Annotated in this window: 16 protein-coding genes; 11 read left to right on the top strand and 5 right to left on the bottom strand. The window is 52.0% G+C overall.

The annotated features are described in order from the left end of the window. Nucleotides 1–57 precede the first annotated feature (57 nt). Nucleotides 58–435: a Tse2 family ADP-ribosyltransferase toxin gene (locus tag ACJJI6_RS04370; RefSeq protein WP_475712596.1), complete on the bottom strand. Its 378-nt coding sequence runs from the start codon at nucleotides 433–435 to the stop codon at nucleotides 58–60. Between the two features lie 683 nt (nucleotides 436–1,118). Between ACJJI6_RS04370 and ACJJI6_RS04375 the strand changes: the two genes are divergently transcribed. Continuing rightward, complete coding sequence (locus tag ACJJI6_RS04375; RefSeq protein ID WP_475712597.1) at nucleotides 1,119–3,080, top strand: GMC family oxidoreductase; 1,962 nt, start codon at nucleotides 1,119–1,121, stop codon at nucleotides 3,078–3,080. A gap of 46 nt (nucleotides 3,081–3,126) precedes the next feature. Here ACJJI6_RS04375 and asnS read toward each other — a convergent pair whose 3' ends face one another. The 3 genes from asnS to ACJJI6_RS04390 all read right to left on the bottom strand — a co-directional run bounded on the left by asnS (nucleotide 3,127) and on the right by ACJJI6_RS04390 (nucleotide 5,676). Next, nucleotides 3,127–4,533 (bottom strand): asparagine--tRNA ligase, encoded by a 1,407-nt coding sequence (gene asnS / locus ACJJI6_RS04380; RefSeq protein ID WP_444897139.1) that lies wholly within the window; start codon nucleotides 4,531–4,533, stop codon nucleotides 3,127–3,129. A gap of 199 nt (nucleotides 4,534–4,732) precedes the next feature. After that, nucleotides 4,733–5,206 (bottom strand): L,D-transpeptidase family protein, encoded by a 474-nt coding sequence (locus tag ACJJI6_RS04385; RefSeq protein WP_475712598.1) that lies wholly within the window; start codon nucleotides 5,204–5,206, stop codon nucleotides 4,733–4,735. A 173-nt stretch (nucleotides 5,207–5,379) separates the two neighbouring features. Then, complete coding sequence (locus ACJJI6_RS04390; RefSeq protein ID WP_282932628.1) at nucleotides 5,380–5,676, bottom strand: hypothetical protein; 297 nt, start codon at nucleotides 5,674–5,676, stop codon at nucleotides 5,380–5,382. Between the two features lie 264 nt (nucleotides 5,677–5,940). Here ACJJI6_RS04390 and ACJJI6_RS04395 point away from each other — a divergent pair, with 264 nt between their 5' ends. The 5 genes from ACJJI6_RS04395 to ACJJI6_RS04415 all read left to right on the top strand — a co-directional run bounded on the left by ACJJI6_RS04395 (nucleotide 5,941) and on the right by ACJJI6_RS04415 (nucleotide 11,356). Beyond that, on the top strand, nucleotides 5,941–7,575 hold the full coding sequence (locus tag ACJJI6_RS04395; protein WP_475712599.1) for an alpha/beta hydrolase: 1,635 nt from the start codon (nucleotides 5,941–5,943) through the stop codon (nucleotides 7,573–7,575). A gap of 51 nt (nucleotides 7,576–7,626) precedes the next feature. Next, nucleotides 7,627–8,868, top strand: coding sequence for a lipoprotein-releasing ABC transporter permease subunit (locus ACJJI6_RS04400; RefSeq protein WP_475712600.1), 1,242 nt, complete (start codon nucleotides 7,627–7,629; stop codon nucleotides 8,866–8,868). A gap of 61 nt (nucleotides 8,869–8,929) precedes the next feature. Then, nucleotides 8,930–9,682 (top strand): lipoprotein-releasing ABC transporter ATP-binding protein LolD, encoded by a 753-nt coding sequence (gene lolD, locus ACJJI6_RS04405; protein WP_282932629.1) that lies wholly within the window; start codon nucleotides 8,930–8,932, stop codon nucleotides 9,680–9,682. Next, complete coding sequence (locus tag ACJJI6_RS04410; protein ID WP_475712601.1) at nucleotides 9,675–10,934, top strand: lipoprotein-releasing ABC transporter permease subunit; 1,260 nt, start codon at nucleotides 9,675–9,677, stop codon at nucleotides 10,932–10,934. The genes lolD and ACJJI6_RS04410 overlap by 8 nt, the downstream gene beginning before the upstream one ends. 50 nt (nucleotides 10,935–10,984) lie before the next feature. After that, entirely contained in the window at nucleotides 10,985–11,356 is a 372-nt protein-coding gene (locus tag ACJJI6_RS04415) for a hypothetical protein (protein ID WP_475710066.1), read from the top strand. On the opposite strand, the gene ACJJI6_RS04420 is transcribed toward ACJJI6_RS04415, so the two are convergent. Continuing rightward, a complete protein-coding gene (locus ACJJI6_RS04420; protein WP_413665638.1) occupies nucleotides 11,353–11,877 on the bottom strand; it encodes a DUF2062 domain-containing protein in 525 nt (174 codons plus the stop codon). The genes ACJJI6_RS04415 and ACJJI6_RS04420 overlap by 4 nt on opposite strands. Nucleotides 11,878–12,189: 312 nt before the next feature. Here ACJJI6_RS04420 and ACJJI6_RS04425 point away from each other — a divergent pair, with 312 nt between their 5' ends. The 5 genes from ACJJI6_RS04425 (at nucleotide 12,190) to prpF (ending at nucleotide 18,896) form a co-directional block, all read left to right on the top strand. Continuing rightward, the gene (locus ACJJI6_RS04425) at nucleotides 12,190–12,870 is read left to right on the top strand and encodes a GntR family transcriptional regulator (RefSeq protein ID WP_444933083.1); all 681 of its coding nucleotides are present in this window, start codon (nucleotides 12,190–12,192) and stop codon (nucleotides 12,868–12,870) included. 3 nt (nucleotides 12,871–12,873) lie between these two features. Further along, a complete protein-coding gene (prpB, locus tag ACJJI6_RS04430) occupies nucleotides 12,874–13,752 on the top strand; it encodes a methylisocitrate lyase (protein WP_475712602.1) in 879 nt (292 codons plus the stop codon). A 110-nt stretch (nucleotides 13,753–13,862) separates the two neighbouring features. Then, nucleotides 13,863–14,990 (top strand): bifunctional 2-methylcitrate synthase/citrate synthase, encoded by a 1,128-nt coding sequence (gene prpC, locus ACJJI6_RS04435; protein ID WP_444905390.1) that lies wholly within the window; start codon nucleotides 13,863–13,865, stop codon nucleotides 14,988–14,990. A 126-nt stretch (nucleotides 14,991–15,116) separates the two neighbouring features. Further along, a complete protein-coding gene (acnD, locus tag ACJJI6_RS04440) occupies nucleotides 15,117–17,714 on the top strand; it encodes a Fe/S-dependent 2-methylisocitrate dehydratase AcnD (protein ID WP_475712603.1) in 2,598 nt (865 codons plus the stop codon). A 3-nt stretch (nucleotides 17,715–17,717) separates the two neighbouring features. Further along, on the top strand, nucleotides 17,718–18,896 hold the full coding sequence (gene prpF, locus ACJJI6_RS04445; RefSeq protein ID WP_475712604.1) for a 2-methylaconitate cis-trans isomerase PrpF: 1,179 nt from the start codon (nucleotides 17,718–17,720) through the stop codon (nucleotides 18,894–18,896). Nucleotides 18,897–19,175 lie beyond the last annotated feature (279 nt).

Raw genomic sequence — 19,175 nt, forward strand, 5'->3', positions numbered from 1 at the left:
CAAAACGGCAGCTCAATAGCATACCGTTTTGCAGTCGGCCGTGATCAGGGTCATATATCAGACGGCTCGACCTTGCTTCTTGAATATTGTGATGGCGCTGATAGTGAGTTCCTTGACTAAAGTCTCAAATTTTTGCAACGGCATATTTCTAGCTGGAGCAATATTCAATAGATGCTCGCTGACTTGAACGAGTTTCAACCCTTTGGGGGGGTGAATGTGGGCGGGGAATCTACAAACCCATCCTGTTAGTGCTAGTTTGTTGATAGCTTCTCTATCGAGAGCTTGAATTCCTTTGCCGTTAGCAATGATTACTTCGATATCATCAAGGTGGGTGGTATCAATGTTCTGGGGTTTTCTTGGTGTTGAGTTGGGTTTTCTAAAACTCTCGAGTTTTAAAAGTTCTTCGTAGGTGATATAGAGCTCTTTCCCAGGCATTCTGATCTCCTTCTCACGGTCATCAACTAAAACTTGTGTCCGATGCTCCTGAGCATTTTGGGTTGAATCGGATCGCTTTTATTTTTTAGTGTTTATTAATCTAGTTGTTATTCCAAGAATCGCAATCAAATTCGATGATTGCATCATATAGACAGATTGATACTTTGGGCAATGTTTTAAACTCTCAATAAGGTTGCTAAGAATATTACAGCGACTGATTGTGTAGAAAATTCACGAAAACCGCTATTGTGAGTTGAGTTTGTTACTTGCCGGACTGGGTAATTTATTATTTTAAGCGTTGGCGTAATACTTAAAATAATAAACTGCCTTGCAGTTATTCAAATTTATTTATATTTCCTTTTTGAGGTAGTGTTTGAAGGTTTACCTGGTTGATTGAATTTTGAAGCGTGACCTCTGGTTTTGGCCAGCTTAAAAACTCGCTCGTCTTTTTATTTGATGCCTCACAGGTGGTTTCCTTCTGGAGTCTCCAGGTGGAATGGGAGAGGTTTATTTAATTTCATTTAAGAAGCCTTGCGTCGATATATCTTTTAGGCATGTGATACATCCTCGCGCTGGTAAGTAGGTCGAGTTTTAGATTAAAGCAATCCCTGTAAGACAGAATTGCAAAAGCTGGCGTGCATAATGCTTATCTCGGATACAACGTATAAAAATGGATAAGCACTATGGAAGAGAAGGATTCGATTGACAAGAAAGTGTCGAGCAAAAAAATTAGCCGTAGAAATTTTACTAAAGGGGCGGTGCAACTGGGTATTGCTGCCAGCGCGGCTTCGACAGGATTGGTTTCCGCTCTCTCAATGTTGGATCGGAATTTCTATGATCAATATGACTACGTGATTGTTGGGTCCGGTGCGGGTGGAGGGCCATTAGCGGTAAATTTAGCAAAGGCGGGATTTTCTGTTTTGGTGTTGGAAGCTGGTGCCGACGACCCCAGTGATGACACCCATAATATTCCAGCATGGCACCCCTTTGCGTCTGAAGACCCCAAATTGAGCTGGGACTTTTTTGTTAAGCATTATGCGGATATCAATCAGCAGCAACTTGACGAAAAATACGTTTCCGGGAAGGGAATCCTCTACCCACGGGCGAGTACTATCGGTGGTTGTACTACGCACCACGCACTGATTACGGTCTATCCACATAATAATGACTTTGACCGCATAGCTCGGGATACAGGGGATATTTCCTGGGATAGCGCAAATATGCGGCGATATTTTGAGCGATTAGAGCGTTGTGAATATGTGCCCCGCCCAATTTTCTCCAATCCATCTCGCCACGGTTTTGATGGTTGGCTGCCCACGAATCGCGGCAACCCCGCGTTGTTGCTGGAAGACCCGGCGATCTTGAAAGTTGCCCAGGCTGCGTTGGCCAAGTATGGGCTCGAAGGGGCTTTGGAAAAAATTATCAGCGGTAATCTTCGCTTGGATATCAATCATTGGGACGTGGCCGGTGGCCAGGAAGGACCTTTTATCGCCCCTATGGCAGCAGATAGCCGAAACCGCCGTACCAGTGTACGCGAATACCTCTTAGATACTCAGTCAATTTACCCAAACTTGCTTCATATTCGTACAAATTCACTGGCAACTCGTGTGTTGTTTGAGGGGAATACTGCTGTTGGGGTGGAGTTTTTAGAGGGGGCGAGCCTGTATAAGGCAGACCCTTACCACGACGAAAGTGGTACTGCCGGAGTCTTGAGGCAAGTGCGGGCAAATCGCGAGGTTATCTTGTCTGGAGGGGCCTTCAATAGCCCGCAACTTCTCAAGTTATCGGGAATTGGTCCCGCCCATGAGCTCCGCGATCACGGCATAGAGCCCCTGGTAGATCTGCCTGGGGTAGGAGAGAACCTCCAGGATCGCTATGAGGTCGGAATCGTTAGTGAGATGAGTGAGGATCTTGCCCTTCTTAAAGATTGCACTTGGGGAGAGGGGAATGATCCCTGCTTAAATCGCTATCGCTATGGCTGGTTCAATCAGGGGCCCTACAGTGGAAATGGTCCAGTATTGTCTCTGGTCAAACGTTCCAAGCCGGAGCTGGAAGATCCCGACTTGTTTATTTTCGGAGTGCCCTCCGATTTCCATGGATACTTTCCCGGGTACTCCCAGGCGTTGCGGGACTACAAAGACCGTTTCTCCTGGATTGTACTGAAAGGTCATACGAACAATACTGCCGGACGTGTGACCCTGCAATCTGCTGATCCTAGGGACACGCCGGAGATCAACTTCCACTATTTTGGTGAGGGTAATGATGCTCTGGGAGAAGACCTTCAGGCAGTTGTTGAGGGGGTAAAAATTTCCAGGGATATTATGTCGGGCCCTATTGTGAGCAAGCAGGTCTCCAGGGAATTATTGCCCGGTAAAGAGGTTCAGTCAGATCAGCAAATTGGCGATTTTGTTAAGAACCAAGCTTGGGGACATCACGCTTCCTGTTCAAATAAAATGGGGCCTGCCAGTGATCCTATGGCAGTTGTCGACAGTAAATTCCGGGTTCACGGCACCAATAATTTAAGGGTGGTGGATGCTTCGGTGTTCCCCCGAATCCCCGGTTTTTTCATTGTGGTGCCGGTCTATATGATCAGTGAAAAGGCGAGCGATGACATCATTGCTACAGCAACTGGGCTGAGCGCTTGAAGATTTGTATGTGAAATAAAAAGCCCCGCGTTGCGGGGCTTTTTATTTAGAACGAGATGTTCTTCGGTGTGCGCGGGAAGGGGATTACATCGCGGATGTTGCCCATGCCGGTTACGTAGGACACGATGCGATCAAAGCCCAGGCCAAAGCCCGCATGAGGCACTGTACCGTAGCGGCGCAGGTCGCGGTACCAGTCCAGGTGTTCCTTGGGTACATTCATTTCATCCATACGCTCATCGAGCTTCTCCAAACGCTCTTCACGTTGGGCACCGCCGATAATTTCGCCGATTCCCGGTGCCAGAACGTCCATTGCGGCAACGGTTTTGCCATCGTCGTTCATGCGCATGTAGAAGGCTTTAATGTCCTTCGGATAGTTCATCACGATAACTGGCTTTTTGAAGTGCTTCTCTGCCAGGTAACGCTCATGCTCAGAGGCCAGATCAATACCCCAGGATACGGGGAACTCGAACTTCTCTTTGCAGCTTTCCAGGATTTCAATCGCTTCGGAGTAGTTGATGCGGGCGAAATCGTTGTCGATGATATTCTCCAGGCGGCTGATAGCCTCCTTGTCGATGCGCTGGGCAAAGAAGGCCATATCATCGGCGCGCTCTTCCAGTACCGCCTTGGATACATACTTCAGCATTTGCTCAGAGAGATCGGCTACATCTGCCAGGTCTGCAAAGGCAACTTCCGGCTCAACCATCCAGAACTCTGCCAGGTGGCGAGTGGTATTGGAGTTTTCTGCACGGAAGGTGGGGCCGAAGGTGTACACCTTGGACATGGCCAGGCAGTAGCTCTCAACATTCAGCTGGCCGGATACAGTGAGGAAGCTCTCTTCGCCGAAGAAGTCCTTGCTGTAGTCCACCGCACCTTTATCTGTGCGCGGCAAGTTCTCCATATCCAGGGTACTGACCCGGAACATCTCGCCAGCACCTTCACAGTCAGAAGCGGTGAGAATTGGGGTGTGCACGTAGAGGAAGCCGTTCTCGTGATAAAAACGGTGAATTGCTTGGGCGATACAGTTACGCACGCGGGCTACGGCACCACTGACATTGGTGCGCGGGCGCAGGTGAGCGTGTTCGCGCAAGTGCTCCATAGTGTGGCGCTTGGGGGACATGGGATAGGTATCCGGGTCTTCCACCCAGCCGACAACCTGGACTTCGGTGGCGAGCAGTTCGATAGACTGTCCCTTGCCTTCGGATGGTTTGATGGTACCGAGGATATCTACCGCGCAGCCGGTAGTCAGGCGCTGCACTTCTGACTGGTAATTGTGCAGGTGATTCTCAGCAACCACCTGGATCGGATCAAAGCAGCTGCCGTCATGTACGGCCAGGAAAGAGAGGCCGGCTTTGGAGTCGCGGCGGGTTCTGATCCAGCCTTGAACGCGGACTTCTTCGCCCTCGCGACCGCTGGATTTCAATAGGCTATCTACGGATTCGACTTTTACTGTCATTTTCTATCGGTTTCTCATTAGTCCGGAAGGTGGTGTTCTGTCAGCTTGCCTAAAAGTTGACCACCCCACCAAGGTGAAGTTACGGCGGGCATATTGACTGGTTGTAGAGGGGAAATCCAGTCCCTTGGCTATCGGGCAGCTCTTCAAAATCTCCCTAAGGACTTTGAAGAGCTGTTATGGCCTCTATATTGGTGATGTCTCACCAGCGGATTGCAATGGGGGTGCCGACTTTTACGAGAGCCATAAACTCATCCATCTCGTCATTGGTAAGGGCAATGCAACCATCAGTCCAGTTAAAACGTTGGGTGATTGGAGCGAGCCAGCCGAGTCGATTGCGCTGGCCATGGACCATAATGAAGCCACCTGGCGAGACTCCCCGAGCCTCAGCTTGAGCGCGGTCTTCGGCATTGGGGTAGGAGATATGCATTGCCCGATAATAAGAGGAGTCTTCTTTTTTGTAGTCCAGCGTGTAGTGTCCCTCGGGGGTTTTTTCATCGCCTTCCTGCTGCTTGTGTCCTTGGGGTTGCCCGCCGAAGGCTACATGGTAGCTCTTTATAACCTTGTCGCCATCGAGCAAGTGCATTTTGTTTTCGGACTTAATCACTTCCACCAGGGTGACTTCAGCCTGGGCAATAGTGGTTAATGTAAAAAGCAGAATGGCGATATAGCGCACGGCTTGTAACTCCGGTTGGAGGTGGTTGATTCAGGTTGCTGTGATATAAATTTTCCGAATCAGCAAAAGGGCGGGGCTGAATTATCTTGCAGCTGCAGCTGCAGCTAGAGTGGGGCGCTTCACTTTGGGTGAGGCAGGCAGCTTCAGTTGAGCGCCTGCCAGGATGTGCTAGATCAGCCGCTGGGTTTTTTCACTGTGTGTAGGACGGTGTCCTGTTCAAAGAAAACGTAGAACTCGCCGTATTCCCAGCGCGTGATAGCGGGTTCGCCAATTGGCCCCTCAATACCAAGGGGTTCCCCCAGGCGTGAGGTCACATCATGTTTTTTAAGCCCACGGACTTCTTCAATGGTGAGCTCCCCACCCTGGGTGCCTACGGGTACTTCAATGGTTGTCGCCTGGGCGCCAAAAGTAAGAAGTAGTGCCATTGAGCCAGCGAGACAATTCAATCCGCTGCGGAGTCTGCTGAACATTTTTTGTTCTCCGATGTAGATGTTCCATTAGCCGTCCCATTAAAACAGAATTTCCGCCAATGCTCCTGTTCTTCTTCACGTTTTCGCGCCAAGAATAGAAATAAATGCGCCTCTTTGGGATGTTAGGTGCCATGAGTTGACGGCTAAATTCTTGCAGCGCTACTACTTCGAATTTTGATGCGATTTAACAGAAGACGGCTTGGCTGGCTGTATCGGCGCCTATGCTAGGCTGTTAATTATGCTTGGCTTGTCGAGCGGACAAGAATGAGGCTGGTTAATACCTTTTCAATTCTCGGCCTTCTTATTGGTTCTATCTGCTTTGCGCTCTCCCTTACGCCATCCCTTATTCCTCGCAGTGATGTAATGCAGGGAATACTGGGCGGCGTCGCATTCTTTGTCGGCTATGTTTTCGGCGTCTTTCTGAGTTGGCTTTGGAAATACCTGGGTATCCCCAATCTGCCGATTTCCACATGGCAAAAACGTCTATTTGATCGAAGTGTATTAGCAGTATGTCTCCTTCTTTTTCTTGTTTCTCTCTGGCAGGGAGTGAAGTGGCAGAACTCTATCCGCGCCCTTATGGGTATGGAACAGGTTGGATCCGTAGAGCCTATTACGATCGCTGTAATATCTCTCCTCATGTTCCTGGTGTTGTGGTGCCTGGGAAAAGGGTTTCAGCGAATAGTTCTCCTGGTGGCCTGCTATGTGGAGCAGCATGTGCCCGAGCGAGTGGCGATGCTTGTGGGTGTGTTGGCGGCTGTGCTCCTTTACTGGGCTGTTTTTAATGGAGTGCTGTTGAAAGCAGGTTTGCATGTGATTTCATCGACCTATCAGCGGCTAGATAATTCTTATGCGAAGAGTATTCCCCCTCCGGCAGACCCCAATCTTCCTGGTGGCGCCAATTCGCTGATTAAGTGGGATGACATTGGCAATCAAGGGCGCCGGTTCTTAACGTTGGGGCCGACAGAGGAAGAAATAAAAGAGGTGGCTGGTTCTGCAGTACAGCCCATCAGGGTTTTCGTTGGGCTTGATAGTGCTGTGACGCCCATGAAGAGCGCTCAGTTGGCGCTGGAGGAATTAAAACGGGTTGGTGCATTCCAGCGTGAGATCTTATTAGTGGCAACTCCAACCGGCGCCGGCTGGGTTGATCCCGGTGCTGTAAATTCTTTAGAGTTTTTGTATCGAGGTAATACCGCCACTGTTGCGGCGCAGTACTCCTATTTATCCAGTCCAATAGCGCTGATGGCGGATGATTCTGAGGGGCTTGAGTCGGCGCGAGCACTGTTTAAGGTCATTTATGATTATTGGACGGAGTTGCCAGAAGATGAGCGGCCCCGAGTTTACTTGTTTGGCCTCAGTCTTGGCGCTCAACTTTCCGAAGACTCCTTCGACTTCTATGACATTATTGATGACCCGATTGATGGAGCCCTTTGGGCTGGGCCGCCCCTCGGTGTAGGCATGTGGAGCCGGATTGTCAGAAATCGAGATCCGGGCACTCCCGCCTGGCTGCCAGAGTTCAAAGGGGGGGAGGTGGTGCGCTTTGGTAATCAGTACGGAGGCTATATTGGTCGTGAGCCATGGGGTGAGTTCAGGATTGCATTTTTGCAGCACGCCAGTGACCCGATAGTATTCTTTAGTGTGCGCTGGGCGCTGGAAAGGCCCGACTGGTTGAACCATCCCAGAGGACCTGATGTATCGCCGGATCTCCAGTGGTACCCTCTAGTTACCGGCTTGCAGCTGCTGGCAGACTTAAATGTAGGGCTCGCTCCGTTGTCTTTTGGCCATCGGTATACCCCGTGGGGATACACCTTAGCGTGGCTCGCCCTTACAGAGCCAGAGGAGTGGGATGAAGAGGCGTTGAAGCGCCTGAAGGCCCAGCTCAAGACATACAACGTTCGGTAAACTTGCCTAAATCTTTGGATTTCCTGACGTTTTTCCGTTTAAATCGACCCTATGTTAAAACCTGTTCCCCTATTTATTGGTCTGCGCTACGTGGCTGCCCGCCGCAGGCAGCAGTTTATTTCCTTTATCAATGGCTTTTCTCTACTAGGGATGGCCCTTGGTGTTTTTGCGTTGATCGTTGTCGCTTCTGTTATGAACGGCTTCGATCGTGAGCTTAAAACCCGAATACTAAGTGTTGTACCTCACGGCTTTGTAGAGCGGGAAGGCGGTCTTGTGGACTGGGAGACACCTGCACGGCAGTTGGAAGCTCAGCCACATGTCGAAGCGACCAGCCCTTTTGTGAATGGCTACGCCCTCTTGAGTGCTCATGGCAGCAGTCACGGTGCCCAGTTCCAAGGTGTGGAACCGCAAGCGCTGCGCAAGGTGTCTACTGTCGGTGAGCATATGGTGATGGGTAACCTGGATTTGCTCGAGCCCCGCAGCTACGGGGTGGTTCTGGGGCGAATCCTTGCCCATCAGCTCAATGTGATTCCCGGAGATTCGGTAATACTGACCCTGCCAGAAGTCAGCGTGACCCCCGCTGGTATATTCCCCAGAACAAAGCGTTTCACGGTTGCCGGTGTTTTCTCTGTGGGTGCGCAGGTGGATCAGAATCTCGCGCTGATCAATATTGAAGATGCTGCGCGCCTGACCCGGATGACGGGTAAGGTCCAGGGGCTGCAGTTGCGCTTTGACGATATGGACAATGCGCTGGGGCTTGTTTCTGTCTATGCAAATGAGCTGGGCGAGGGTTTTCAGGGTGAAGATTGGGGGGATTCCCAGGGAAGTCTTTTCCAAGCAGTTAAAATGGAGAAGACTGTTGTCACGTTGATGCTGATGATCATTGTCGCCGTGGCCGCATTCAATATTGTCTCCGCATTAGTACTGATGGTTGCGGATAAGCGCTCCGATATTGCAGTGTTGCGAACATTGGGGCTGACCTCCCGTCAGATTATGGCGGTATTTGTGATTCAGGGCAGTGCCATTGGCATTATCGGCGCTTTTGCCGGTGCTGTTTTAGGCATCGTGATAGCGATGAACCTGACTGAAATGGTGAGCTGGATTGAGTCGGTAGTAGGCGCCAAGATATTTGATCCCCGTGTTTTCTTTGTTAGTTACCTGCCTTCTGAATTCCGTGCCGGCGATGCAGTGGTGGTGTTAACGGCGGCAATTTGTATGAGCCTGCTGGCAACGATATTTCCTGCCTGGCGAGCGGCACAGATTGAGCCGGCGGAAGCTTTGCGTTACGAATAATTTATATAAGTCGGCCTGTTTTGGTGTGATTTATAGATGTTGAGAGACAGCGAATAATTTGATGAACAGTCGAGTGGAAATAGATACGGAAAAAGCGCAGCCAGCTCCGGCCCCGGATGGTGCTGTTTTGGCTTGTCGGCAATTGCGCAAACATTACCGCCAGGGAGGCCGGGACCTGGAGGTTCTGAGTGGTGTTGAGCTTGAGGTAAAGCGGGGCGAGAAATTGGCCATCGTCGGCGCTTCTGGCTCTGGTAAATCGACACTGCTCAACTTGCTTGGTGGCCTCGATACCCCAAGCTCCGGTGAGGTCTGGGTTGCGGGTAAGAATCTCGCTGAACTCAATGCCAATGAGCGGGGCTGGTTGAGAAATAGCAGTCTCGGTTTTGTATACCAGTTTCACCATTTGCTTAACGAGTTTTCCGCCCTGGAAAATGTCGCCATGCCATTACTGATAGGCAAGCGTTCAGTTGCCGAAGCCCGCAAAGAGGCCGAGGCGATGCTCACGGCGGTAGGCCTGGGTGAGCGCATGGGGCACAAGCCATCACAGCTTTCTGGCGGTGAACGGCAACGGGTGGCCATTGCCCGGGCACTGGTGACAAGGCCCGCCTGTGTTTTGATGGATGAACCCACCGGCAATCTGGATCGGGCTACGGCGGCAGAGATCCATAAATTGATGGATCGCTTGAATCAGGAGATGGGAATTAGCTTTGTGATCGTTACCCATGACCCGGATCTGGCGGCAGCCCTGGATCGCTGCCTGCATCTGATCGATGGGCGACTGACTGCTGACTGGCACCAGGGTGATCATGTTTAAGCCACTTCCCGCCTATATTGGGCTGCGCTATGCCGGTGCCCAGCGTAGAAATGATGATTCTGCCGGGTTGGTCTCATTCATTTCCGGTTTGTCGATGATCGGCCTGATCCTCGGTGTTGCCTTGATGATTGTGGTGATGTCGGTGATGAATGGTTTTGACCGGGAATTGCGCGAGCGAATCCTGGGAATCATGCCCCATGTCACTATTTACAACGGGAGCCCTGATGTGGATTGGGCCCAGTTGCGCCAGCAATTGGTTTCCGACCCTGCGGTTCTCTCCGCGGCAGAAGTGTGGCAGGTTAATGCGCTTGCCAGGCGTGGGGCTGAAGTGACGCCGCTGTTGGTGCAGGGGGTCAACCCAGAGACAATTACCGAAGTCTCCAATATCGGGGACTTCCTTGAATCCTCATCCTTCGATGCCTTGCTTGACCCGTCTGAACCGGGTGTGGTTCTGGGTAAAGGGCTCGCTGAAAAGTTGGGGGTTGAGGCGGGTGATTACCTTTCCCTGATTGTGCCAAATAACGATAGTGCCACCGGAGCACGCAAGGCAGCCAGGGTTGCTGGATTTAAAGTGGCGCAGGTTTTTCACTCTGGCACTGTATTGGATCAATCTCTCGCCCTGGTTGCCTGGCAGCAGGCCAGGACTCTGGCTGGAGGTAGCGGTGGGGCAGGGGTCCAGTTACGGGTCAATGAAATGCTCGAGGCCAACTGGATTATGCGGCGTCTTCTGCAAGACCTGCCTCGGGGCAATTTCTACGGCACTGATTGGAGCCGAACCCACGGCAACCTCTACCAGGCTATTCAGATGTCCCGCAACCTGGTGGGGTTACTGGTTTTCCTGATTATTGCGATTGCCGCTTTTAATGTGGTTTCCACTTTGGTAATGGTGGTTATCGATAAGCATACCGATATCGCCATCCTCCGTACTATGGGTGCCAGTACCCGGCAGATTTTGCTGACTTTTGTGAGTCAGGGTGCGCTGGTCGGGCTCGTGGGGGCTGTAGTTGGCGGTGCGTTGGGGGTGTTAGGCTCCCTGACGGTGACCAAATTGGTAGCGGGGCTGGAATCAATGCTCGGCATTCAGTTCCTAAAGTCTGATGTCTATCCCGTGGATTATTTGCCGTCCCAGTTGATATGGGCAGACGTGACACTGGTTGTGGCGGCGGGCTTTCTGCTTAGCTTGCTGGCAACTTTGTATCCGGCCTTTAAGGCCAGTCGGGTTCAGCCGGCAGCAGCCTTGCGCAATGAGTAAGTCGGGCCGGGCTTTTGGGTAGGGTCTCAATTTTCAGAAGATATCTGCCGGTGCCCGCCGCAATTTTGGCTTGGGTGCTGGCTGCCTGTTTTACCTTGATGCTGGATGGGTGGTACCTACGGGTTTTTTGTCCGCCTGATATGCGTAGTGGTTCCGTTTGCTACGCAGAGGGGTGGGAGATCTGGCCCATTTGGATTGTTTCACTGGGAGCAGTACTTTCAGCGTTTATGGTGGTGTGGGCGGCCGCGTTGGCTGCGGCTACCGCCAAAATTAAGGTGGCCCGCAAGGCTTTATTTGTTGGAGCTATTGCAGCTCTGGTGCTAGGTGCTCTTACCGAGTATTACCTGCAGGCATTGCTGGCAATTGCTTCAGGGGCTTTTGCCTGTTGGTGCCTGCAGAGGGTTTACAGTGGGAAAAGTTAACTGACCGCTGATCGCCTTTGGATTCGCAATTTCCATCTTTTCACAACGTGCCAGCGCCAGAGGGCACGCATGGCAAAATAGGCCACTGTCGCAAAGAATGCCCCGGCAATCAGAGAGCCGGTAAATAGTGGCAGCCAGATCTTCCCGACTTCACTGGTCAACCATTCCCACGACAGTTCGATGCTGAAATCCACCGGTGGCGCCCCCAGAACCCAGGCGCCAAGCTTGTAAGTGCTAAAGAAAATAGCCGGCATGGTGATCGGGTTACTGATCCATACAAGAATCATCGACAAAGGTAGATTGCAGCGCAGCCAAAGTGCGAGCAGAGCGGCAATAACCATTTGCCCAGGCAAAGGGAGGAAGCTGGTAAATACGCCAACCGCAAATGCGACCGAGACTGAGTGTCGGTTCAAATGAAAAAGGTTGGGGTCGTGGAGAAGAGTCCCCAGAAATTTGAGGCCATTGTTGGCTCTAACTTCTTCGGGGCTTGGCAGCCATCGCCTGATAATACTCTTCGGCATAACTCTGTCTGTAACCTGGGTGGTGGCAGCCTAAAACAAGCGCTGTTCCGAGGCCTGGATATTCTTTCTGTGGGATTTTCCCTAAGCCCCAAATAAAGCATAGAGCGCTCGCGTTAGTCGAACAGGCTCATCTGGCGCGGGCGCTATTATGCCCACTTAAACATGGCAAGACTACTGCTCTGTTGAAAGTCACCTATTTTGCCCTATTGTCAACAATCCTTAATGTTTAATCGGGGATGCCTGCAGTTGACGAGAGAATGCTGGTGATTTAATGTCATGCCCCATTAAGATTGTCGACAATCTAGGTCTTGCATGACTGTAGTTGGTACTGCCGGTTCAGCTTCAGAGGAGCGTCAAAGCCTTGCTGAACGCTTATTTCTGACTTTGCGCGCTGAAATTGTGGAGGGGCAAATCGCCTCTGGCAGCAAAATTAGCGAGCCGGAACTGGCGCGCCGATTTAATGCCAGTCGCGGGAGTTTGCGCGAAGCAGTGATGCGCCTGGAGTCTTTGGGGCTGCTGGAACGCAAGGTCAATATTGGAGCAAGGGTTGTAGAGTTAAGTGAGCGCGGCTTACTGGAACTCTATGAAGTTCGTGAAGCCCTTGAGGGTATGGCTTGCCGTCTGGCAGCGGAACAGCGCACCGAGGAAGACCTGGTTGAGCTGCGCCAAATGCTCTACCACCATGAGCAGCAGGAAGAGCTGCAGGCCGGTAAGGCGTACTTCCAGCCGGAAGGGGATTTTGATTTTCATTTCCGTATCGTGCAGGCATCAAAGAATGATCTTCTGATCGATACCCTGTGCAATCGACTTTATTACCGTGTTCGTATGTATCGCTACCAATTGGGGATGGCCAGTCCCCGGGCCCAGCGGGCTTTCCGCGAGCACAACCATATTATTGAGGCCATTGAGGCCGGGGATGGTGAGCTGGCGGAGCTATTAATGCGCCGGCATATCCGCGCCTCGAGAATAAACATTGAAAAGAAACTGAGGTAGAGCATGAGCCAAAAGCCTTCTGCTGGCGCGCGTTTCCGCGCTGCACTCGCCGAGAATCAACCGCTGCAAGTGGTTGGTACCATCAACGCCTATTCCGCCATTATGGCCGAACGTATTGGTCACAAGGCGATTTACCTTTCTGGCGCCGGTGTTGCCAACGCCTCCTACGGTCTGCCGGACTTGGGTATGACCAGTCTCGATAATGTACTGGAGGATGTGCGCCGCATAACTGCTGCCAGTGAGTTGCCGCTTTTAGTGGATATCGATACTGGTTGGGGTGGCGCTTTCAACATTTCCCGCACCATTAAAGAGATGATCCGCGCTGGTGCCGCTGCGGTACACATCGAAGATCAGGTAGCGCAGAAGCGCTGTGGCCATCGCCCGAATAAAGAGATTGTTTCCAAGCAGGAGATGGTCGACCGTATCAAAGCGGCGGTAGATGCCCGTACCGATGACGATTTCTTTGTAATGGCTCGCACCGATGCCTTTGCACAGGAAGGGCTCGATGCGGCTATTGAACGCGCCCAGGCTTGTATTGAGGCTGGCGCCGACGGCATTTTCGCGGAAGCAGTTACTGAACTTGAGCACTATCGTGCCTTTAAGGACGCGCTAAATGTGCCGATTTTGGCGAATATTACCGAGTTTGGTAAAACCAGGCTGTATAACGCCAAAGATTTGGGCGAAGCGGGCGCAGATATCGTACTGTATCCACTGTCGGCGTTCCGTGCGATGAACCGCGCGGCGGAAAATGTTTATACCAGTATCCTGCAAAATGGCGATCAGCAAGCGGTTGTCGACACCATGCAGACTCGTGAGGAGCTGTACGATTACCTGAATTATCACGAGTTTGAACAGAAGCTGGACGAACTTTTCAATAAGTAGGCATTACGGAGTTATTCATAGGCTCCCAAGCAGCCCGGTGCGAAAGCCGGGCGCTGCGCTTTCAATTGGATGAACACAGCAAATGTGTATACAACAGGGGAAATAAGAAGATGGTAGAGAAAGCATTGGGCGGTGCTGGTCTGCGCGGCCAGGTAGCAGGTAAAACTGCACTTTCTACAGTGGGCAAATCCGGTTCCGGCCTGACTTACCGCGGTTACGATATTAAAGATCTGGCCCAGCACTGTGAGTTTGAAGAAGTTGCCTACCTGATTTTCTATGGGGAATTACCCACTGAGGGAGAGCTGGCGGAGTACAAGGCGCTGCTGAAAGCCAAGCGTGGCCTGCCGCAAGCATTAAAAGAAGTGCTTGAGCGCATTCCGGCTGATGCCCATCCTATGGATGTAATGCGCACCGGTTGTTCCATGTTGGGTAACCTGGAAGGTGAAGAATCCTTCGCCCAGCAGTTGGATAAAGCCAATCGCCTGCTGGCCGCATTCCCCTCCATAATCTGCTATTGGTACCGTTTCACCCACGACAATGTGCGCATCGAAACTGAAACCGATGACGACAGCATTGGCGGCCACTTCCTGCATATGCTGCGCGATGAGAAGCCCAATGAACTGCACGAGCAGGTCATGAACGTTTCCCTGATTCTGTATGCAGAGCACGAATTTAACGCATCTACTTTTACCGCTCGCGTTTGTGCCTCCACTTTGTCCGATCTGTTCAGCTGCATCACCGGTGCTATCGGCACTCTGCGTGGTCCTCTGCATGGTGGTGCCAACGAAGCGGCAATGGAACTGATCGAGCGTTTCTCCAATCCAGACGAAGCAGAGAAAGAACTGCTGGGCATGCTGGAGCGCAAAGAGAAGATTATGGGCTTCGGCCACGCCATTTACCGCGAGTCCGACCCGCGCAATGAGATTATCAAAGGCTGGTCTGAAAAGTTGGCTGAAGATGTTGGTGATACCGTGTTGTACCCGGTATCTGTTCGCTGTGAAGAAGTGATGTGGCGTGAGAAAAAATTGTTCTGTAATGCAGACTTCTTCCACGCTTCCGCGTATCACTTTATGGGTATTCCCACAAAATTGTTTACCCCGATTTTTGTAATGTCCCGCGTTACCGGCTGGGCTGCACATGTATTCGAGCAGCGCGCTGATAACCGCATTATTCGCCCGAGTGCGGAGTACGTAGGTGTTGAACCCCGTACAGTAACTCCAATCGCTGAGCGCGGTTAATTTTCATTTCACTTTTGAAATGAGGCACACCCGGTGTGCCGGCTCCAGGTTGCCTTTGGTGAGTGGCCTGGAGCCACTCTCAGAAGAGATACGATTTTAAAAAAAGATTCGACTGATTTACCTGCTATGAATACTGATTACCGCAAATCACTGCCCGGTACAGACCTCGATTATTTCGATACCCGAGCCGCTGTTGACGCGATCCAGCCCGGAGCCTATGCCAAACTGCCGTATACCTCACGTATTCTGGCGGAAAACTTGGTGCGTCGCTGCGAGCCGGCAAAACTGACCGACTCCCTGAAACAGATTATTGAGCGCAAGCGCGAATTGGACTTCCCTTGGTTTCCAGCCCGAGTGGTGTGCCACGACATCCTCGGCCAAACTGCGCTTGTAGACCTGGCCGGTCTGCGCGATGCCATTGCCGATAAAGGCGGTGATCCCGCCAAGGTAAATCCAGTGGTTCCCACCCAGTTGATTGTGGATCACTCCCTCGCGGTAGAGCACCCCGGATTTGAGAAGGATGCTTTTGAAAAAAATCGTGCGGTAGAGGAGCGTCGTAACGAAGACCGCTTCCACTTTATCAACTGGACAAAAACCGCATTTGAAAACGTCGATGTGATTCCCCCCGGTAACGGCATCATGCACCAGATCAACCTGGAGAAAATGTCTCCGGTGGTGCAGGTGCGCGAGGGCGTGGCCTTCCCGGATACCTGTGTCGGTACCGACAGCCACACGCCGATGGTAGATGCTCTAGGTGTGATTTCTGTGGGTGTTGGCGGCCTGGAAGCTGAGAGCGTGATGCTTGGCCGCGCCTCTTATATGCGTCTGCCGCATATTGTTGGAGTGGAGCTCACTGGAAAGTTGCAGCCGGGTATTACTGGTACCGACTTGGTACTGGCTCTCACTGAATTCCTGCGCCGCGAGCGCGTGGTCGGAGCCTACCTGGAGTTTTATGGTGAGGGGGCTTCCAACCTGACCCTGGGCGATCGCGCCACTATTTCCAATATGACTCCAGAGTATGGCGCTACTGCGGCCATGTTCTCTATCGATGAGCAAACCATCGACTATCTCAAACTCACCGGACGCGATGATGAGCAGGTAGCTTTGGTAGAGAAGTTTGCCAAGGAAACGGGCCTCTGGTCCGACACCTTGAAGGATGCCGAATACGAGCGTGTACTGAAGTTTGACCTGGACACAGTGGGTCGCAACCTTGCTGGCCCCTCCAACCCCCACGCGCTTCTGCCGGCTTCGGAACTGGCTAATCGCGGTATTGCTAAAGCCTGGGAAGAGAAAGCCGGTGAGATGCCCGATGGTGCTGTGATTATTGCCGCGATTACCAGCTGCACCAATACCAGCAACCCGCGCAATATGATTGCCGCAGGCCTGATTGCCCGCAATGCGAACAAGCTCGGCCTGACCCGTAAGCCCTGGGTCAAGTCATCCCTGGCTCCAGGCTCCAAAACGGTAAAAATGTATCTGGAAGAGGCCGACCTGCTACCAGATCTGGAGCAGATGGGTTTCGGCGTAGTGGCTTTCGCCTGCACCACCTGTAACGGTATGAGCGGTGCCCTGGACCCGAAAATTCAGCAGGAAGTGATTGATCGCGACCTGTATGCTACTGCGGTCCTGTCCGGAAACCGCAACTTCGACGGTCGTATCCACCCCTATGCCAAGCAGGCTTTCCTGGCTTCACCGCCGCTGGTCGTTGCCTACGCTATTGCCGGCACCATCCGGTTCGACATTGAAAAAGATGCGCTGGGATACGATGCCGATGGCAACCCGATTACCCTGAAAGATATCTGGCCCAGCGATGAAGAGATCGATGCGATCGTACGTCAGAGCGTGAAGCCACAGCAGTTCCGCGATGTGTATATTCCCATGTTCGAAGAGCGGGATGCCGCAGAAGAGCAGGGCCACGCACTCTACAACTGGCGCCCGATGAGTACCTATATCCGCCGGCCACCTTATTGGGAAGGTGCCCTGGCAGGCGAGCGCAGCTTGAAGGGCATGCGCCCGCTGGCGGTGCTGGGTGACAATATCACTACCGACCACCTGTCTCCGTCCAATGCCATTCTGGCCAGCAGTGCTGCCGGTGAATACCTGGCGAAAATGGGATTGCCGGAGGAGGACTTTAACTCCTACGCGACCCACCGTGGCGACCACCTCACTGCCCAGCGTGCAACTTTCGCCAACCCGAAGCTACTCAACGAAATGGTGCGCGATGATAACGGCGAGGTCCGTCAGGGCTCCCTGGCTCGAGTCGAACCGGAAGGGCAGGTTACCCGCATGTGGGAAGCCATCGAGACCTATATGGATCGGAAGCAGCCTCTGATTATCATTGCGGGTGCCGATTATGGGCAGGGCTCCTCCCGTGACTGGGCTGCGAAAGGTGTGCGCCTTGCGGGTGTGGAAGCGATTGTGGCCGAAGGCTTCGAGCGAATTCACCGCACCAACCTGATCGGTATGGGTGTATTGCCGCTGGAGTTTAAGCCGGGCACTACCCGTGAAACCCTGGGTATCGACGGTACCGAGAGTTTCGACGTAATCGGTGAGCGCACTCCCCATGCCACGCTGACCTTGCTTATCCACCGCGCCAATGGTGAGACGATTGAGGCTCCTGTTACATGTCGTCTGGATACCGCAGAAGAAGTTTCCATTTATGAGGCTGGGGGTGTTTTGCAGCGCTTTGCCAAAGATTTCCTCGAAGCAGAAGCGACGGTCTGAGTTATGAAGTTTGCTCCTCAAATAAAAATCCCCGCGACTTATATGCGCGGGGGAACCAGCAAGGGTGTTTTCTTCCGCTTACAAGATCTGCCCGAAGCTGCACAAGTGCCGGGGCAGGCCCGTGACAATATGCTGCTACGCGTGATTGGTAGCCCGGATCCCTACGGTAAGCAAACCGACGGTATGGGTGGTGCTACTTCAAGCACCAGCAAAACGGTAATCTTGTCGCCCAGCGATAAAGACGATCACGATGTGAACTACCTGTTTGGCCAGGTTTCTATCGATAAGCCGTTTGTTGACTGGAGTGGTAACTGCGGAAATCTAACCGCCGCTGTGGGTGCCTTTGCGATCAATAGCGGTTTTGTAGAGCCCGCGAGAGTGCCAGAAAATGGCATCTGCACCGTGCGTATCTGGCAGGCCAATATTGGCAAGACCATTGTTGCCCATGTACCCATGACCAATGGTGAAGTTCAGGAAACCGGAGACTTTGAGCTGGACGGAGTGACTTTTCCGGCGGCTGAAGTGGAAGTGGAATTTATGGACCCTGCCGACGGTGAGGGTGCCATGTTTCCTACTGGTAACCTGGTCGATGATCTGGAAGTGCCCGATGTAGGTGTGCTCAAGGCCACCATGATCAATGCTGGAATTCCGACGATTTTCGTCAATGCAGAAGATATTGGCTACACCGGCACTGAATTGCAGGATGCCATTAATGGTGACAGCAAAGCGCTGGCGATGTTTGAGAGCATTCGCGTTCACGGTGCGGTAAAGATGGGATTGGTTTCTACCGTAGAAGAAGCTGCAAATCGTCATCACACCCCTAAGGTTGCTTTTGTTGCTAAACCGCAGGATTACGCTGGATCCAGTGGTAAGGCAGTGGCATCTTCCGAGGTCGACCTCCTCGTGCGCGCCTTATCTATGGGCAAGTTGCACCACGCCATGATGGGCACGGCAGCAGTAGCCATTGGCACCGCTGCAGCGATCCCGGGCACATTGGTTAACCTTGCAGCTGGTGGGGGTGAGCGCAGCTCTGTTTGCTTCGGCCACCCATCGGGTACCTTGCGTGTGGGTGCTGAAGCCAAAGAGGTCGAAGGTCAGTGGGCTGCTACCAAGGCTATTATGAGTCGTAGCGCTCGAATCCTAATGGAAGGTTGGGTGCGAATACCTGGCGATAGCTTTTAGGGCTTTAGTGATTTCTTTATAGGGGGCCTTTGGGCCCCTTTTTATTTTCCTTCTCTAAAAATTGATTAGGAATCGGTTTTAAATTTTTACTCCAATGAAATTTTATATTCCCTATATATTTAATTTTGTAGGCGAATATTAATATCAGTCATCCTGACATTAACTTTTCTTCCGATTTTCCTGTGTTTTCCTGTAGGTTTTTTATCTGAGAAAAAAGGCTGCGTTTTTATCATTGTGAGATAGGGCTTGCCTTAATAGTCACATCTAGGTCTGTTTAGA

Source organism: Microbulbifer maximicatervae (SeqCode), from assembly GCF_056232625.1.

Coding starts and splice junctions, on each gene's coding strand:
- ACJJI6_RS04420 (WP_413665638.1), bottom strand. CDS start 11,877: ATGCCGAAGAGTATTATCAGGCGATGGCTGCCAAGCCCCGAAGAAGTT.
- ACJJI6_RS04395 (WP_475712599.1), top strand. CDS start 5,941: ATGAGGCTGGTTAATACCTTTTCAATTCTCGGCCTTCTTATTGGTTCT.
- ACJJI6_RS04390 (WP_282932628.1), bottom strand. CDS start 5,676: ATGTTCAGCAGACTCCGCAGCGGATTGAATTGTCTCGCTGGCTCAATG.
- ACJJI6_RS04425 (WP_444933083.1), top strand. CDS start 12,190: ATGACTGTAGTTGGTACTGCCGGTTCAGCTTCAGAGGAGCGTCAAAGC.
- prpC (WP_444905390.1), top strand. CDS start 13,863: ATGGTAGAGAAAGCATTGGGCGGTGCTGGTCTGCGCGGCCAGGTAGCA.
- lolD (WP_282932629.1), top strand. CDS start 8,930: ATGAACAGTCGAGTGGAAATAGATACGGAAAAAGCGCAGCCAGCTCCG.
- ACJJI6_RS04400 (WP_475712600.1), top strand. CDS start 7,627: ATGTTAAAACCTGTTCCCCTATTTATTGGTCTGCGCTACGTGGCTGCC.
- ACJJI6_RS04375 (WP_475712597.1), top strand. CDS start 1,119: ATGGAAGAGAAGGATTCGATTGACAAGAAAGTGTCGAGCAAAAAAATT.
- ACJJI6_RS04370 (WP_475712596.1), bottom strand. CDS start 435: ATGCCTGGGAAAGAGCTCTATATCACCTACGAAGAACTTTTAAAACTC.
- prpB (WP_475712602.1), top strand. CDS start 12,874: ATGAGCCAAAAGCCTTCTGCTGGCGCGCGTTTCCGCGCTGCACTCGCC.
- acnD (WP_475712603.1), top strand. CDS start 15,117: ATGAATACTGATTACCGCAAATCACTGCCCGGTACAGACCTCGATTAT.
- asnS (WP_444897139.1), bottom strand. CDS start 4,533: ATGACAGTAAAAGTCGAATCCGTAGATAGCCTATTGAAATCCAGCGGT.
- prpF (WP_475712604.1), top strand. CDS start 17,718: ATGAAGTTTGCTCCTCAAATAAAAATCCCCGCGACTTATATGCGCGGG.
- ACJJI6_RS04410 (WP_475712601.1), top strand. CDS start 9,675: ATGTTTAAGCCACTTCCCGCCTATATTGGGCTGCGCTATGCCGGTGCC.